Annotated in this window: 13 protein-coding genes and 2 pseudogenes; 10 read left to right on the forward strand and 5 right to left on the reverse strand. The window is 71.6% G+C overall.

Translation table 11 applies throughout. The features are described 5' to 3' along the window. The first annotated feature begins 123 nt into the window (after positions 1 to 123). The 6 genes from ABD284_RS14055 to ABD284_RS14080 all read left to right on the forward strand — a co-directional run bounded on the left by ABD284_RS14055 (position 124) and on the right by ABD284_RS14080 (position 7,871). Positions 124 to 1,707: a tripartite tricarboxylate transporter permease gene (locus ABD284_RS14055; protein WP_344143406.1), complete on the forward strand. Its 1,584-nt coding sequence runs from the start codon at positions 124 to 126 to the stop codon at positions 1,705 to 1,707. Next, positions 1,704 to 2,393, forward strand: coding sequence for a tripartite tricarboxylate transporter TctB family protein (locus tag ABD284_RS14060; protein WP_344143407.1), 690 nt, complete (start codon positions 1,704 to 1,706; stop codon positions 2,391 to 2,393). Before ABD284_RS14055 ends, ABD284_RS14060 begins: the two co-directional genes overlap by 4 nt. Before the next feature lie 1,236 nt (positions 2,394 to 3,629). Next, a complete protein-coding gene (locus ABD284_RS14065) occupies positions 3,630 to 4,961 on the forward strand; it encodes a cytochrome P450 family protein (protein ID WP_344143408.1) in 1,332 nt (443 codons plus the stop codon). Then, the gene (locus ABD284_RS14070) at positions 4,934 to 6,073 is read left to right on the forward strand and encodes a cytochrome P450 (RefSeq protein ID WP_344143409.1); all 1,140 of its coding nucleotides are present in this window, start codon (positions 4,934 to 4,936) and stop codon (positions 6,071 to 6,073) included. Before ABD284_RS14065 ends, ABD284_RS14070 begins: the two co-directional genes overlap by 28 nt. Before the next feature lie 153 nt (positions 6,074 to 6,226). Further along, positions 6,227 to 6,760 carry a sugar O-acetyltransferase gene (locus ABD284_RS14075; RefSeq protein ID WP_344143558.1) on the forward strand — a complete coding sequence of 178 codons (534 nt, stop codon included), beginning with the start codon at positions 6,227 to 6,229 and terminating at the stop codon, positions 6,758 to 6,760. A 400-nt stretch (positions 6,761 to 7,160) separates the two neighbouring features. Beyond that, positions 7,161 to 7,871 carry a hypothetical protein gene (locus ABD284_RS14080; protein WP_344143410.1) on the forward strand — a complete coding sequence of 237 codons (711 nt, stop codon included), beginning with the start codon at positions 7,161 to 7,163 and terminating at the stop codon, positions 7,869 to 7,871. A gap of 30 nt (positions 7,872 to 7,901) precedes the next feature. On the opposite strand, the pseudogene ABD284_RS25795 reads toward ABD284_RS14080, so the two are convergent. The 3 genes and pseudogenes from ABD284_RS25795 to ABD284_RS14090 form a co-directional block, all read right to left on the reverse strand. Next, positions 7,902 to 8,094, reverse strand: a pseudogene (locus tag ABD284_RS25795) (IS982 family transposase); the annotation flags it as partial. 172 nt (positions 8,095 to 8,266) lie between these two features. Then, positions 8,267 to 8,719 carry a hypothetical protein gene (locus tag ABD284_RS14085; protein ID WP_344143411.1) on the reverse strand — a complete coding sequence of 151 codons (453 nt, stop codon included), beginning with the start codon at positions 8,717 to 8,719 and terminating at the stop codon, positions 8,267 to 8,269. A 161-nt stretch (positions 8,720 to 8,880) separates the two neighbouring features. Beyond that, positions 8,881 to 10,026 carry a UDP-N-acetylglucosamine--N-acetylmuramyl-(pentapeptide) pyrophosphoryl-undecaprenol N-acetylglucosamine transferase gene (locus tag ABD284_RS14090; protein WP_344143559.1) on the reverse strand — a complete coding sequence of 382 codons (1,146 nt, stop codon included), beginning with the start codon at positions 10,024 to 10,026 and terminating at the stop codon, positions 8,881 to 8,883. 443 nt (positions 10,027 to 10,469) lie between these two features. Here ABD284_RS14090 and ABD284_RS14095 point away from each other — a divergent pair, with 443 nt between their 5' ends. From ABD284_RS14095 to ABD284_RS14105, 3 genes are all read left to right on the forward strand, one after another. Next, on the forward strand, positions 10,470 to 11,108 hold the full coding sequence (locus ABD284_RS14095; RefSeq protein ID WP_344143412.1) for a DUF6879 family protein: 639 nt from the start codon (positions 10,470 to 10,472) through the stop codon (positions 11,106 to 11,108). A 70-nt stretch (positions 11,109 to 11,178) separates the two neighbouring features. Further along, a complete protein-coding gene (locus tag ABD284_RS14100) occupies positions 11,179 to 11,448 on the forward strand; it encodes a hypothetical protein (protein WP_386699278.1) in 270 nt (89 codons plus the stop codon). Between the two features lie 188 nt (positions 11,449 to 11,636). Then, positions 11,637 to 12,101 carry a hypothetical protein gene (locus tag ABD284_RS14105; RefSeq protein WP_344143415.1) on the forward strand — a complete coding sequence of 155 codons (465 nt, stop codon included), beginning with the start codon at positions 11,637 to 11,639 and terminating at the stop codon, positions 12,099 to 12,101. Between the two features lie 209 nt (positions 12,102 to 12,310). Here ABD284_RS14105 and ABD284_RS14110 read toward each other — a convergent pair. Continuing rightward, positions 12,311 to 12,456, reverse strand: a pseudogene (locus tag ABD284_RS14110) (ABC transporter ATP-binding protein); the annotation flags it as partial. 1,090 nt (positions 12,457 to 13,546) lie between these two features. Between ABD284_RS14110 and ABD284_RS14115 the strand changes: the two are divergent. Beyond that, complete coding sequence (locus ABD284_RS14115; protein WP_344143416.1) at positions 13,547 to 14,131, forward strand: GNAT family N-acetyltransferase; 585 nt, start codon at positions 13,547 to 13,549, stop codon at positions 14,129 to 14,131. 872 nt (positions 14,132 to 15,003) lie between these two features. Here ABD284_RS14115 and ABD284_RS14120 read toward each other — a convergent pair. Further along, positions 15,004 to 15,366 carry a hypothetical protein gene (locus ABD284_RS14120; RefSeq protein WP_344143418.1) on the reverse strand — a complete coding sequence of 121 codons (363 nt, stop codon included), beginning with the start codon at positions 15,364 to 15,366 and terminating at the stop codon, positions 15,004 to 15,006. Positions 15,367 to 15,514: the final 148 nt, after the last annotated feature.

Genomic DNA, 15,514 nt, shown 5'->3' on the forward strand with positions numbered 1-15,514 from the left:
CGCGGCCGGGGCCTCGGCTTGCCGCGGGTGCTGCGAGCACCCGCCTGAGGGCGGACGGCGGAGGGGGAGGTCCCCCACACGCCGCACCGGCCCACTCGTGACCCCCCAACGCCAGGAGCAACCATGTTCCCAGGTATCGATGAGGCTTTGGCGCAGGTCGTATCACCGACCATGCTGGCGCTGTGCCTGGTCGGCGTCATCGCCGGGATGGCGGTCGGCGCCACACCGGGGCTCAGCGCCACCGTCGGCCTCGCGCTCCTCCTCCCCATCACGTTCACTCTCGACCCCGCCCGCGGACTCGTGCTGATGGGCGCGTTCTACTCGGGCGCCATCTACGGCGGCTCCTTCACCGCCATCCTGGTGAACTCGCCGGGCACCCCCTCGTCGATCGCCACGACGTTCGACGGCTACCCCATGACTCGCAAGGGCCGCAGCGAGGTGGCCATCATCGCGGTGACCACCGGTTCGGTCGTCGGCGGCCTGGTGGGGGTCGTCGGGCTGCTGCTGCTCGGCCCGGCGATCGCCGACGTCGTGCTGGCCTTCGGCCCCCAGGAGTACTTCTGGCTGGGGATCTTCGGCCTGACGATGATCGCCGGCCTGGCCGCGAAGTCGCTGGTGAAGGGCTTCGCAGCGGGGTTCATCGGACTGCTGATCTCCACGATCGGCATCGCGCCGGTGGGCGGCGACGTCCGGTTCACCTTCGGCTTCACGCAGATGCAGGCCGGTGTGCCGCTGATCGTGGCCCTGATCGGCTTCTTCACCATCCCGGCGATGATCGACCTGATGGTGGACCCGGGCTCGCGGGCGGCAGCCATGCGGCGCGAGGCGCGCCGGCGCGAACCGGGGCTGCTCATGCGCACGGTCCGCGACGTGCTCTCGCGCCCGGTCAACCTGGCGCGCTCGGCCGTGATCGGCACCTTCGTCGGCATGCTGCCGGGCGCCGGCGGCAACGTCGCCAACCTCATCGCCTACAACGAGGCCAAGCGGGCCTCGAAGACGCCCGAGGAGTTCGGCACCGGCAAGGTCGACGGCGTGGTCGCGCCCGAGACCGCCAACAACGCGGTGGTGGGCGGCGGGCTGATCCCCCTGCTGACGCTGGGCATCCCCGGCGCGCCCGCCGACGCGGTCATCTTCGGTGTGCTGATGCTGCACGGGCTGCGACCGGGCGCCGACCTGTTCACCGAGCAGGGCTCGCTGACCTTCACGTTCATCCTGGCCCTGGGGGTCTCGGCGCTGCTGCTGGCCCCGGTGGGGCTGATCGTGGGCCGCGGCCTGCAGCGGGCCGTGGTGCGGACACCGACCACCTACCTGGTGCCCGCGATCGCGCTGCTGACGATGATCGGCGCCTACGCGGTGCGCAACAACCCGCTGGACGTGGTGATCATGGTCGCGCTGGGCCTGCTCGGCTACGGCCTGCGCCACCTGGGGCTGCCGCCGCCGGCGGTGGTGCTGGGCGTGGTGCTGGGACCGATCATCGAGTCCGGCCTGGGCCAGGGGCTGCTGACGGCCAGCGGCGACGCCCAGCCGTGGCTGTCGTTCTTCACCCGACCGATCAGCGTCGGGATCATCGCCGTCGTGCTGATCGCCCTGCTGTGGCCGGTGTTGGGCCGGTGGCGCGCGCAGCGGGCGGCGCGTCCGGCGGGCCCGCCGGACGGTCCCGAGACCGGCCGCGGCGCCGAAGGCACGGAGCGGGAGGACGCCCGATGAGTAGAGACGTGATCCGCGACCTGGTCGCCGCGGGGCTGATCCTCGCGGTCGCCGCGCTCTTCTGGACCCGGCAGGACTTCGACACGCCCTCGGACGTGATCTTCCCGCGCTTCGTGCTGGTGGTGCTGATCATGCTGGCGACGGCCGTCGGCGGCGGGGCTCTGCTGCGCATGCGCAGGGGCGCTTCGCCGACCCGCTCCGGCACGCCGGATGCGGACGCCGCCGGGGAGCTTCCGCCGGAGGCGGCGCGGATGCGCGACCGCAACGAGAACCCGCCGACGGCGGCCGAGGGCGTCCCGGCCGGCACGGCTGCGGCCGCGGCCGAGGCGGCCGGTTCCCCGCACGCCTCCGGAGCGGCCGCAAGGACCGGCGCCGGCGCCGACGAGGCGGAGGACGGCGACGAGGAGGAGCCGGCCGACTCGCCGGGCGAGCGGCCGCGCTGGGCCCTGCCCGCCGCTGCGGCCCTCCTGCTCGCCTGGGGAGCGGCCTTCAGCCTGTTCGGCATCACGCTCAGCGGTGTGGTGGCCTTCGTCCTGGCTGCGGTGCTCATCCGCCGCGGACCGGGCGGCACGCGCCGTCTCCTGCTGGACGTGGCCGTGGCCCTGGTCGTGGTGCTGTTCTGCTGGGCGGTGTTCACGCGGCTGCTCTACGTTCCGCTACCGGTCTCCGTGATCCTCGGGGTCTGATCGGCGGCGGCGCGCGGATTCGCCGGGTACCGGCGCGGCGGCAGCGACCGAGGACGAGTCCGGCAACGGGTGCGCCGATCCCGGGGAGGAGCAACCGCACGAAGAAACGCGGGCGGTCGGCACCGGCGCGGATCGGCCGGGGCCGCCCGCCCGTCAGCGTTTACCGGGGTCAGCGGCCCATCGGGTCGTTCCAGATACCTTTGCCCCACGGCGAGGGCCAGCAGCCTTCGGTCGCCGACCGCGGCGACGGGCTGGACTTTCCGCGTTTCGTGGAGATCCGGATCGTCAGACCCTTCTTGGCCGAGCGGGGCCGCTTTCGCTTGGGAGAGATACCCCAGTTGTCCGGGTTCATCGTCAACCTCCTGGCCGGCCACCGACACGGACGACTCGGCGCATCTGGGAACTGTTCGGACTTGTCGCCCAAGGTAGCACTCGGATTCTTCCGGAGACCGGGAACGGAAGTCCCCCGCGGCGCCGCGTATCCGCCACCGCGCCCGTTCCCCGTGCTCGGCCCCGCTCCTGCGGTCCGACCCGGGCGGCAGGCGCGCCGGGCCCCCTCCGGGGCCGGCGGCCCGGCAGGCCGGAGCCCAGGCGGGCGCGACCGCCGGAGCGCACTCCACTACGCGACGCCGAATACGCAGCGCCTATCCCGGTAGGCAGCGCATCCCGGTCAACGGCGCACGGCATTCTTCGGCCGAGCGCGGCCTCCCCCTCGGCATTCCCGGTGGGCAGTCGACTCCGGGCCGCGCAGATCGCCTGCGCACCGGCTTCTCCGCAGATTCCATGAATCCGCGATCATCGGCAAGGCGGGGTAACCCGCCACCGTGGGCGGCCGTCTCCCGGCTCCGGCCGGGAACGGCCGAGGCCGCCCCCGAGTGCGGCGCACTCCCTCGTGCGCAGAGATCATGAATCCGAAGGGGCCGAACCGCCCACGCGGCGGGCCGCGGTCCCGGGATCAGCGGAAACCGCCGTACCGACACTCTTACTCAGCGCATTCATGCAGGTCGGCGGGGAATATGAATGGGAAGTCGCGGGGTTGCGCAATGGTCGCGGAATTCGACAGAATTCGCGGCGGCGCGCGAGGCGGCGATCGGCCGCCGCAGCGTGCCGGTGCCCCGTTGTCCGTTTCCGGCGCGTATTCCAGAAGTGGACGCCGCTCGCATGCCGGCCCCCGTGCGAGCGCGTCGCGGCCTGCGGCGCGCAGGTCCCCTCCCCTCCCCGCACGGAGCCGCACACATGACCTACCCGAGCCGGCATCCGACCGATGCCCTTCGCCTGCACGATCCGGAGGCGCTGGCCGACCCGCCGGAGGTGTGGGACCGGCTGCTGGAGCGCTATCCCGAGGGGCTCGCGCCCGTCTACCTCAGCGAGGGCGTGCCGGGCTGGCTCATGCTCACGCTGGACGTGCACCAGCAGGTCATGCAGGACCCGGACACCTTCGCCCGCGACGTCGACCACTGGCGCGACTTCCACAACGGCGTCGTGCCGGAGCGCTCCCCGATGCGGGCCATCTACACCAAGCGGCGCAATGTGTGGAACGAGGACGGCCCCGCCCACAAGCGCTACCGCGAGATCGTCGTGCAGGCGCTGTCGAACATCTCCCACAGGCGGATCGTCTCCCACGTCGAGGAGGTGGTCGACCGGGTCATCGACACCTTCTGCACCGACGGCCGGGCCGACCTCGTCACCCGGTACGCCAGCGTGGTGCCGCTGCTCGTGCTGTGCCGGCTGTACGGCATGGAGCCCCAGGAGGGCGTGGCGGTGTGCTCCGCGCAGCGGCGGGTCTGGGACGGCGCCGAGGACGCGCTGCACGTCCACGCCCAGCTGCAGCGGCGGATGACGGCGCTGGCCCGGCGCCGCCGCGAGGAGCCCGGCGCCGACCTCGTCTCGGAGTTCGTCGCCGCGGGGATGGACGACGAGGAGATCCGCGACCACCTCACGTTCATCACCGCCGCCGCCCACGAGCCGGCCGCGCACACCACCGCCCACGCCCTCTGGCTCCTGCTCGACCGCAAGAGCCAGGTGGTGCAGCTGCATTCGGGCAGCACGGTGCGCGAGGCGGTCAACAGCAGCCTGTGGCACGCGCCGCCGATGCACACTCTGATCGGGCGCTTCGCCACCCGTGACACCGAGGTCGGCGGCTTCACGGTGGCCGCCGGCGACTGCCTGGTGATGGGCTTCGGCCCGGCTCAGCAGCTGCTGAGGCGCGACGAGCGTCTGGACACCGAGACGAACCGCTCCTACATGACCTTCGGACTCGGGCCGCATTCCTGCCCCAGTTCCGGACGCGACCTCGCGCTGGCCATCGCCGAGACTGCCGTGCAGCGGCTCGACCGCCGGCTTCCGGACACGGTCCTGGTAGACGAGCAGTGGCAGGGGGTGGCCGCGGGCCGCCTCAGCGGCGTGGAGTCCCTGCGCGTCGCCTTCACCCCGACCGACCGCCTCTACGAAGGAGCGCCGTGGCAACTCACCGCATCGCCGTCGACCCCCGAGACCCCGACCGAGACGCCACCGCGCACGCTCTCTACGCGGCTGGGCCGGTGGCTGAGGTCGATGTGGCCGGAGTGAGGGCGCTGGCCGTCACCCGCCATGAGGAGCTGCGCAGTGTGGTGGCCGACCGCACCGGAACCTTCCTGCGGGGCGGTGCGCAGCAGAACTGGCGGGCGCTGCGCGAGGGCGAGGTCGATCCCGACAGCGCACTGGCGCGGCTGGTCGGCGGCTCCGTCGGCAGTCTGCTCACCCACAACGGCGCCGAGCACACCCGGCTGCGCAAACCGATGCAGACCCGGTTCACCCGGCGGCGGGTGGAGGCGCTGCGGCCGCGGGTGGAAGAGCTCGCCGAGGACCTGCTGGCGGATATGGACGGCGCGGAAAGCGTGGACGTCAAGGACCGGTTCGCCTGGCCGCTGACGGTAGGCGTGCTCGTGGGCCTGCTCGGCGTCGACGAAGAGGACGCCCCCGTCCTCGGCGACATCGCCCGCCGCGTGTTCGAGCTGACCGATCCCGGTGTCTACGCCGACGGGCAGCGGTTCCTGCGGGACCTGGTCGCCAAGCGGCGCGCTGACCCCGGCGACGACTTGGTGAGCGCGCTGGCCACCGCCGAGGAGGAGGAGCGCCTCACCGACGACCAGCTGATCGCCAACGTCTTCCTGCTGGTCATCGCGGGCTTCGAGACCACGATGGGCACTCTGGCCAACGGCGTCCGCGCGCTGCTGACCCATCCCGGCCAGCTGCGCCGCGTCACCGGCGGCGAGGTGGAGTGGCCGACCGCGGTCGAGGAGGTGCTGCGCCGCTACACGTCGGTGAGCCTGCTGCCGGCCGTGTTCGCGACCCGCGACACCGAGGTGGCGGGCGTGCCGGTGCCCGAGGGCGAGATGGTGCTGCTGGCCTATGCCGCCGCCGCGCTCGACCCCGCCGCGTGGGAGTCGCCCGACGAGTTCGACGTCGGGCGCGACTCCCGCGGCCACCTGGCTTTCGGGCACGGCCCCCACCTGTGCCTGGGCGCCCCGCTGGCGCGCCTGGAGCTCAACGTCGCCCTTCCCCGCCTGTTCCACCGCTTCCCGGACCTCGCCCTGGACACCGCCCGCGAAGCCGACGGCTCCGCGGCCCCGGTGGAAAGCTGGATGATGACCCACCCCCGACAGCTGTGGGTCCACCCCCATGGCACCGGCGCGCAGTGACGGCCGGGCCCGTCACGGCCGACGGCCGGTAGAGTCCGGGGGCGCAGCGCCCGGTCCCGCCCCGGCGGTGTCCTGCACAGCGGGCCACCGGGGCACCGCGACCCAGCAGGCGCCGATGTGAAGGAGGCCCGCGTGGCCGGTCAGAAGGACCGCATGCTCGCCGGCGAGCCCTACATCGCCGACGACCCGGAACTGGCCGCGGACCTCCGGCGCGCCGCGCTACTCAGCGAGCGGTTCAACACGGCTCCGGCGGACGACCCGACTGCCGGGCGCGCGGCCCTTAGCGAGCTCCTCGGCGAGCTGGGCGAAGGCGCGAAGATCCGGGCACCGCTGCGGGTGGACTACGGCTACCGGATCAGCATCGGCCCGCGGACGTTCGTCAACGTCAACGCGGTGCTGCTCGATGTCGCACCCATCGCGGTCGGTGCCGATGTGCAGATCGGCCCGAACGTCCAACTGCTGACGCCGACCCACCCGCTCGACGCGGAGCGCCGCCGGGCCAAGTGGGAGGCGGGCGAGCCCATCACCATCGGGGACAACGCCTGGCTGGGCGGCGGGGTGATCGTGTGCCCGGGCGTGGCGGTCGGCGAGAACACGGTGGTCGGCGCGGGTGCGGTCGTCACTCGTGACCTGCCCGCCGGGGTGCTGGCGGTCGGCAACCCCGCACGCGTCGTACGCGAGCTCTGACGCCCGGCCGCGGCGTCGCGCCAAGGGCACACGAGTCGCGCGGAAGGCGCAAAGCCGGATGCGGCGGGCTCCGGCACCCGTGCCGGCGACGGCCGGCCTCCTGTCGACGACGGCACAGCAGCGCAACTCCCGGTCGCCGAGCCGTGGCAGGGTGTCACGCACCGTTTCCGCCGCCGCTGACCGATTCCGGTCATCCGCGGGGGCGAGGACCGCGGATTCGGGCCTGTGCCCCCGTCCTTCGGACCGGGTCGCAGAAGGCCCGGGCTCCTCGGGTCCCCGCAGCGCCAGGAGGCTCCGGTTTCGGGCAACAATGTCCGCGGAGGGTCGTCCCCGTTGGGGGAACAATCCCCACAGCCGCCGCAGAATCGGTCATCGCCCAGTGGCAACGGAAGGCTTTGTGATGGACTCGGTACTCCCCTTCTTGGTCATGATCGCGGTCGTTGCCGTGATCGCGGTCTTCGCCCTTCTGGCGTTCGTTCTGCGGAGAATCCTGCGCAGCCGCAAAGCCGCGCAGTGGTCCGACTGGGCCCGCGAGAACGGGTGGGAATACGCCGAAGACCGGCCCGACATGATCGGGATCCTCGCCACCGCGCTCAACCCGCAGCGGTACAAGGTCCAGCACGTGCTCTCCCGGACCTATCGGGGGCGATGGGTGTTCACCTACGAGCATCTGGAGAGGGTCCCGCACCGGTCGGACGGCAGCCACGGGACCCGTTATCGCAGGGCCGTGGCCGTGACGCTGCCGGCTCCGGCGCCGAAGCTGGGCATCGGGCCCGAGACCGGCGCCATCTCCATGGAGGACGTGCTCGACCTCGCCGGCTCGTCGATCCTGGAAATGGGCCGTCCGAGCTTCGACGCCGCCTGCCGCGTGACAGCCGCCGACGAGGACTTCGCCCGCGCCGTGCTGACGCCCGAGGTGATGGACCGGCTGATCGCCCGGCACGAACACGGGCGACCGCCGGTGCGCTTCAACGGCCACTACCTCGCCGCGGCCGAGGAGGGCCGGCTGCAACCCGATGAGGCGCTCCGGGTGGCCGACGAGCTGATCGACCTGCTGGAGGCCGTCCCCGGCCAGGTCTGGCACGGCGGCGCGGCGAGGACCGACACCTAGTTCGTCGCCGGGTGTCGCTGGGGCCCGAGATCAATGGCCGTAAGCGGTCAGGGACCGCATGACCGGGGCGCCGATCAGCCGGTTGCGCCGGATCGCGGAACTGAGCGCAGATGCGCCGGCACACCCGTGCCCACAGGCGCTCGGTGGTGCGCGCGGCGTGGCGCTCCAGCCCGAGCCGGCTCTTCAGCGTCCAGATGATCCTCGATGCGCTGATGCGACCCCGGAACACCACAGCCGACCGGCGGCCCCGCGCTCCCGCCGACCGCGAGTCCGGCTGCGCGGGGGAAGCAGGCCGGGGCTCGCGGCGCCGTCCAGCGGGCTCGCTCAGCCGCTCGGCCGGGGTGCGGCCGCCGCGCGGAGGCGGCACCGCCCGGACCGGCGGCGGGCGCCGGGCCTCACCCCGGGCCCCGGCCGCGCCAGTACGCCCACCAGTGCTGAATGCGGGCCGCCTCCGCGAAGAACCGAGGAGCGTCCTTTTCCCGCAGCATGACCGGTGCGACCAGATTGCGCCTGCGGCCGTCCGCCATGACCACCTCCACCACGGTGTTGGCCCGCAAGCGCCTGGTGCGGATCCCGGCCACGTCGCGCCAGGGCAGCGTCCGCAGCCGGATTTCCCTGACCACGATGCCCTGAGGGGTCAGCTTCACGTACCCGTGGGCGAGGTACAGCTGGAGCATCAGCGCCATCAGCAGGAGCGTCTGCGACGACGCGAGGATCGCGGTGGTCGGACCGGGCAGTCCGGCCGCGGCGGTGACCGCGAGCAGGACGAGGAGCAGCCCCGACAGCACGGCGTAGACGGCCGTCAGGAGCCCCCGCCTGGGGTTCGCGAACTTCGGCTGGTCGTACATGGGGGCCGACTCTCGCACATCCGCCCCCGCCCCTCGCCACCCCCGAGGCTCCCGCGCCACGGCGCGGCCGCGACCATCGGCCCGGCCGCCCGGGTCCGCCCGGGCACCGCGCCCGGGTCCGGGCCCGCCTCCCCGTCAGCCCACGTCGTCTCCGCGTCGGCTCACGTCGCCTCCGCGCCGAGCACCACGTCGACCAGCCGGTCGGCGGCGTCGGGGCGGCCGTGTCCCTTCGCCCGCTCCGCGACGGCGGCGCGGCGATCCGGGTCGGTGAGCAGGGGCTCCAGCTTCTCCCGGAGCCGCTCGGCCGACACCTCGTCCAGCAGGGCGGACGCGGCTCCCGCCTCCTGGAGGTGACGGGCGTTGTGCCGCTGCTCGTCGCCCGCCGACGACGCCAGCGGAACGAACACGGCGGCCTTGCCGAGGGCGGTCAGCTCCGCAATGGTCCCGGCGCCGCTGCGCGAGATCACGACATCGGCCATCGCCAGCACGTCGGGCAACTCCGGGCCGACGAACGCGGTCACGTGGTGGCGGGCCGCCTGCGCGGCGTCGAGGTCGCGCGTCGCCTCGCGCAGGTCGCCGACGTTGGCCTCGCCGCACTGGTGCACCACGTTGGCCCGCTCCAGCAGCCACGGCAGCAGGGCGCGGACGGTGGAGTTGATCTGCACCGACCCCTGCGCTCCCCCGGTCACGTAGACCGTGGGCAGGTCCGGGTCGTGGCCCTCGAAGCCCAGGCCTTCCGCGCCCCGATCGGCCCTGCCCTCCAGCACCGCCGGGCGCACCGGGTTGCCGGTGACGACCGCGCTCCCGCGGGCCGAGCCGGGCAGCAGCTTCAGCGTGGACTCGGAGGTGACCGCCATGCGGGCGCCCGCACGCGCGAGGAGCCTGTTGGCCAGGCCAAGCAGCACCGTCTGCTCGTGCACGACCAGCGGGCGGCGCGCCATCCGGGCGGCCAGACCGACCGGCACGGCGACGTAGCCGCCGGTGGCCAGCACGACGTCGGGCCGGAAGTCGGATACGACCCGGCGGGACTGCAGGACTCCGCGGAACGCGCTGCCCATGTCGCGGATGTTCTCCGGCGACACGAGCCTGAGCGGGTTCTTCGCGCGCCGGACCTTGCCCGTGGCGACCGCCTGGAACGGGATCCCGTTCGCCTCGGCCACCCGCCCCTCCAGGCTGTCCTCGGCGCCCACCCACAGCACGTCCAGCGCCCGCCCCTGGGACTCCAGCCGCGCCCGCAGCGCGTTGACGGCGGTCAGCGCGGGATAGGTATGGCCTCCCGTTCCCCCGCCGGTGACGATCAGACGCATCGCGCGCGGGGATTCGGAGTCGTTCACAGTTGTCCTCTCTCAATGGCGGCGGCGCCCCATAGGACGCCGCGCAGCGGGCGCTGGTGCCCGGGACGACAGGGAGAGCCACATCACCCACCGGACCGCTCCGTGCCTCCCGACCCAGCGGCGGGACTCGACACGGGCGCAGAACCACACAGTCCGGGAGCTCTGCAGGCCGTGGCGAAGGGGCAGGGGCGCGCGAAGCACTGCGACCCGGCGCGCCGCCGAACGCAGGCCGCACCCTAGTACTGAAGCGCCCCCGGCACTCCGACGGGTCCCTTGCCGCGCACGCGACCGCCGCGGATTCGCGGAATCAGACCGCATCGCCGAGCACCCTGTGCGATGCTCACGGCGCGGTCGGTGGCCTGCGCCGACTCCGCGTGCGGTATTCCCCGTCCCTTCGAACCATCCGGACGCACTCTATGAGCGAGAGCATCTTCGATCGAATCCGCGCGGCCGAGGGCACCGTGCTGGACCGTCCGACCTTCCATGCCGACAGCGATCGGGAGGAGGAAAAGCTCGACGGAGGAGTGATCTGGAAACTCGAACGGGCCCAGTTCTTCAACGAGCTCGACGACCCTGCATGGGACGCCTTCATCGAGGGGGACTGGACGCGGGTCCTGGAGATTTTCACAGGCGAACGCGAATGGATACGCGGCGAGGTCGCGCGGTACGCCAGGCGCGGACTCCGGTTCCGACGGCTGCGGATCGTCGAGGACCCTCCGACGCCCTACCTCCAGTGGGAGTCCCACAGCCACCGGATCTTCGTCGAGTGCGGCCACGACATCCGCGCACTCGACGCCGCGGAGGTGGCCGGCCTCGAACGCGCGGCCGCGCTGCCCGAGCTGATGGTCTACGGCGATCGCGTCCTCTACCAGGTCCGCTACGACGAGGGGTGGACGCCGATCGGCGCGAAGCGTGTCGACGACCGCGACCTGGTGACCGAGGCGGCAGCGGCCGTCGCCGCACTCTGGAAGCGCAGCGAGCCCTTCCCGGACTACTTCCGCCGGGTGATATCGCCACTGGCCACCCCGGACACACGCCGGGGCGACACTCGATAGGACCGTGTAACGATCTCTGTGGAGGGGGAGATTGCGTCTGGCCCGAATCACCCTCGTCAAGGAGATGCCTGTGGATCGTCCCTGGGATGTGGACCCTTCGGCCAGCTTCGCGAGACGGCTGGGCAAGACGGCCGCCGAAGTGGGCGCAAGCCGCGTCGGCAAGGACTGCCCCGAGTTCTGGGAACTGGACAACGGCGACGTCGCGGTCATCGGTCGCGACGCCACCGCAGCGCTCGGCGACCGCCTGCCGCCGGGCGTCGGCGTGGGCTCCGATGAGCGAATCGTGGTCGTTCCCGGTGAGCAGTTCCGCTCGACCATGCCGGACGTCGTGGCCGAGTAGCGCCCGCGGAAGCTCGACTCGCGCACATCCCCGCCGCCGTCGGAGGCGGGTGCGGGGCGGGTGGGCTTGGAGGGGGTTGTGGTTCGAAACCGGTGCTCACCCTGATTCGCGTGGCAGGCCGCCGCTGTAGCTTTTCTGGGACCGGCGGACGGCTGAGGCCGCTGTGAGACCAGGGTGGAGTGGTTCCGATGCGCGGCGCGGAGCGGGCGGTTGCGGCGGCGGCCGTTGTCGCGATGACCGCCGGCGTGGTGGCGGGCTGCGGCGGAGACGGCGGCGGCGCCGACACGCCGACGTCGAGTCCGCCCACCGCGGACGCGGGAGGCAGCACGGCGCCGTCGCCCGAGCAGGCGTCCGAAGGCGGGATGAACGGGGTCTGGGAGTCGGCCGACGACAGCGGCATACGAACTCTCACCGTAGTCGGCGAGATGGTGCGCACGGAAGGCGACCCGGCCTGCCCCGGCACGCTGACCCCCGCGCAGTCCGGCAGCACCGCGCGCATCGAACTCGACTGCGAGCCGCCCGATCCCGGCCACGAGGCGGGCACGGCCGCGCTGAACGCCGAGGACGACCACCTCATCGTCACCTGGGACGACGCGGACGGGATGCCCGAGGCCTTCACACGCACCGAGAAGAAGCCGGTCATCGAGGAGTGAGGCCGCTCGGCCGTCCCGCTTCCGGCCGCTCTCCGCCTGCCCCGCCCGCTGCACCCGCTGCACCCGCACGGAGATACGCCCGTCGCCGTCCAGCAGCACCGCCTCGCACGCACGGTCCCGGTCGCCGCCGACACCTTCAAAAGCGACCGGATTCGCACCTGCGCGGCGGCGGGGAACGGACGCCCGTCCTCAGGCAGCACGACGGCGTAGTCGGCGTAGACGACCTCGGGCACCGGCAGCATGGCATGGCGACGGCGACGCGCTGCTCACCGCCGGACAGCTTGGCGGGCAGGTGGTCCATCCGATCGGCGAGGCCGGTGACCTCGACGATGCGGTCGAAGCGCGCGCGGTCGGCGGCGCGGCCGCAGACGCCCTCAGCCACGGACTGCCCCCGCCCGGCGCGCGAGCTTTCGCGAACGGCTGGAGGACCCGGTCCTGCACAGGCCTGCCGGCACGATACGGCGCAGACACGACCGCACCGCTCACCGCAGCCTCGGGCCGGTCGCCGCGGCTGCACCGGGGAGACACCGCCTCCCTCGACGGACCCACCGGAGTCTTCCCCGCGAGTGAGGCGCAGAGCGGCGGAGCGTAGAGGTCGGGGCCCGGGAACGGGTGCGCGCATCGGGGGACGCATCGGATTCGGGTCCGCGGAGGTGGCAGCGCCCGGCGACGTTGATCCCCCTATGTCCGGATTGCACCCCAGGCAAGACGCCGCCCGTCAGTTCGGCAGCGACGAGACCCGCCAAATACGCGCCTGACAGTCCTCTGAGTGCGGATTCGGGCACTCTCGTCGCCACGCGGGCGCCCTTGACACGCCAAAAATTGGACAAATGAGGCATAGTTACCTCAGCTTTTCCGGATTACGGAATTCGTGGATGGCGTGCCATGCCGATCGCCGATCGGGCTGCGCTTGCGCGCCCAACGGGATCGCCTGACGCGCCGATATGCACGAAATGCCTTATCCGGGCGGTTTGGAAATGATCTCACCCGGATCAGGACACTCGCCCCCGTACCGCCCACTTCGAGGGAATCTTCGCCGAGGCGCGACGATCACCGGCAGCACCCGAACCGGCCACCGCAGGCCCCATCACCCACCGCCTTCGCCGCCCCCGCCGGACACGCAACCGAAGGCGGCCGAAGCGGTGACTGCCCGCTCAGCTCCCGCCGACCTCACTGCCCGCGGCTTGTTTCAATGGCGAGCACCCGAGCCGACAGCCGCAGGCCCCACCACCCGCAGCCCGTGCTGCCGGGTCGCCTCGATCGCGCGCGAGCACTCGAACCCCCACCCGCCGGCCGCATCCCATCCCGCATCCCCGGCCCGATTCGGTGGGTGCTCCTCGTCGACCTACCGTGGGACCGTGCCAGGATCGACCGCGCCCCCATCGACCGAATGGCCCGCCGCAGTCCCCCTCTCCACCGAACGACTCCGGTTGGAGCCTCTCCGCGTGGAGCACGCGCGGGAAGCGTTCCCGCTGTTCAATGACGAGCACCTCCACGCCTGGACCGGCGGTATGCCCGCCTCTCTCGACGAGCTCACCGCCCGCTATCGCCGCCAGGCGGTCGGCCGGTCCCCCGACGGGACGCAGGGGTGGCTCAACTGGATACTGCGCCGCGATTCCGACGGACTGCTCGTCGGCACCGTGCAGGCCACGCTTCACCGCTCACCCCTTCACGGCCCCCTCTACGAACGCCTCTTCGGCCGCCTCCGCCGAGCCCTCGACGATCGCCGCCCCGGCCGCCTCCTCGGTCCCCTCTCCGAGCCCTTCTCCGGACCCTTCGGCCCCCTCCGGCGGCCAAGGTTGGAGGCGGAACTCGCATGGATGGTCGGAACCGACCACCAAGGCCTCGGCTACGCACGCGAGGGTGCGCTCGCCATGGCGCGGTGGCTGGCGACACCCGGGGTCGTGCGCCTGACCGCGCACATCCGCCCGGGGCACAGGGCGTCGGAGGGTGTCGCGCGGTCATTGGGGCTGGCGGCGACTGATGCCGTGTCGGACGGCGAGACCGTGTGGGCGTCCGCTGCACCGTGAGGTGCCGACGGCGAACCCGAGGCCCGCCCCCGGCTACATAGCCCTTAAAGAAGCGCCATTGGGTATGCCTTGGAGATGACCGCGATCGCCATGATGCGGTGACCTGTATCAACGCTCCGGCCAGACGACATTGAACCGGCCCTGGCGTCTTCCGGGTGAAGCGGTAAGAGGAACCATCGCTGCTGGAGAGGGCACAGCGGCCTTCTTAACTGCGCTCGAACCGGTCCGCCGAGGAGTCGCCTCGGGTGCGATCCGGTAAAGAAAATGGCCCACAACGCGCGTTGCGACTCCAGTGCCGAGCACCTTCTACCACTGCGCAACCCACGCCCTTGGTGAACCGACGATGAATGCGAGTCGCCGATTTTTTCGCCGCAAGCACAGCGAACTGCCTGAGCGAATTGGAACTCAACCGGTTCGGACAATGCCGCATGACCGCTCTCATACAGAGCGATTCCCTCAGGTGCGGGGCGGGGCGCCAGCGTCCGACATGCTTGCATACCCTCAGCCCAAGGAGCCAAGGCGGAATCCCCAGGCCCGGTCAAGTGGGCCAGTCGGGAGGAAACAAGGTGTCTCACTGAATCATATGGCAGCAGATCTCGAACTCCCGGCATCATCCGACACCGGCCCGCATGGCTTTAAAGCACGAGGAAACCGAGCTCTTTTCGACAGACCGCGGGAACGACAGAGCCCCTCGGGCCGATACGCTGAGTTCCAACGGCCACCGCCGAGGGCTTCGTTGTCTTCGCAGACATCGACAATCAGGCGGTGGCCGTCTGCGTGTCCGGAGAAAATCCCAGGTCATGATCCTGTGGATCGGCCAGCCCCGACACAACGATCAGGGATCAGACGACCCGCACCTACAACCGGGCGCTTCAGCAGGCAGGAATCCCCGGGTAGGAGAGGTAATGGGCGCTGTACGTGTAATGCCAAGCCCCGGTGCGGTACCAGTAGTTGCCGTAGCTGTTTTGGAGTCGGCACTGAATGAAGATGGCGTTTCCGGCCTGGACGGTGCCGATCTTGTGGCTGCTCCCATAGGGCTTGGTGCGGAAGGGAGCATCCTCCGCCGCCACGATCTTAATGCTCGCCGCCTGCGCTTCCTCCGCGCCGGCTGCGGCCGAACCCGACAGTTCTCCCGTCGAAGGGGATACCGAGGCTGCCGCCGGAACCGCCGAAAGAGACAGCGCAGCAGCGAACGAAGCGATGAGCACGGACGACTTCAAGAATCCATCTTTCACAAAGCACTCCCAATAAATAGCCGTAACCACCGCACTGTGGCATCGACTCCGCGACGAATCTTCTCCCGATCGGGGAATCGAATACAACCAAGGCGCCCCCCGGGGAGTCAAGTGCAAAAACAACGAAACCCGAAAAATGAAATTTGAA

It is taken from the genome of Streptomonospora arabica (assembly GCF_039531585.1).
In the GTDB taxonomy this organism is placed as follows: domain Bacteria; phylum Actinomycetota; class Actinomycetes; order Streptosporangiales; family Streptosporangiaceae; genus Streptomonospora; species Streptomonospora halophila.

Excerpts from the sequence above, each read along its gene's own strand:
- ABD284_RS14085 (WP_344143411.1), bottom strand. The coding sequence starts at position 8,719 with ATGTACGACCAGCCGAAGTTCGCGAACCCCAGGCGGGGGCTCCTGACG.
- ABD284_RS14060 (WP_344143407.1), top strand. The coding sequence starts at position 1,704 with ATGAGTAGAGACGTGATCCGCGACCTGGTCGCCGCGGGGCTGATCCTC.
- ABD284_RS14095 (WP_344143412.1), top strand. The coding sequence starts at position 10,470 with ATGAGCGAGAGCATCTTCGATCGAATCCGCGCGGCCGAGGGCACCGTG.
- ABD284_RS14090 (WP_344143559.1), bottom strand. The coding sequence starts at position 10,026 with ATGCGTCTGATCGTCACCGGCGGGGGAACGGGAGGCCATACCTATCCC.
- ABD284_RS14080 (WP_344143410.1), top strand. The coding sequence starts at position 7,161 with ATGGACTCGGTACTCCCCTTCTTGGTCATGATCGCGGTCGTTGCCGTG.
- ABD284_RS14075 (WP_344143558.1), top strand. The coding sequence starts at position 6,227 with ATGCTCGCCGGCGAGCCCTACATCGCCGACGACCCGGAACTGGCCGCG.
- ABD284_RS14065 (WP_344143408.1), top strand. The coding sequence starts at position 3,630 with ATGACCTACCCGAGCCGGCATCCGACCGATGCCCTTCGCCTGCACGAT.
- ABD284_RS14105 (WP_344143415.1), top strand. The coding sequence starts at position 11,637 with ATGCGCGGCGCGGAGCGGGCGGTTGCGGCGGCGGCCGTTGTCGCGATG.
- ABD284_RS14055 (WP_344143406.1), top strand. The coding sequence starts at position 124 with ATGTTCCCAGGTATCGATGAGGCTTTGGCGCAGGTCGTATCACCGACC.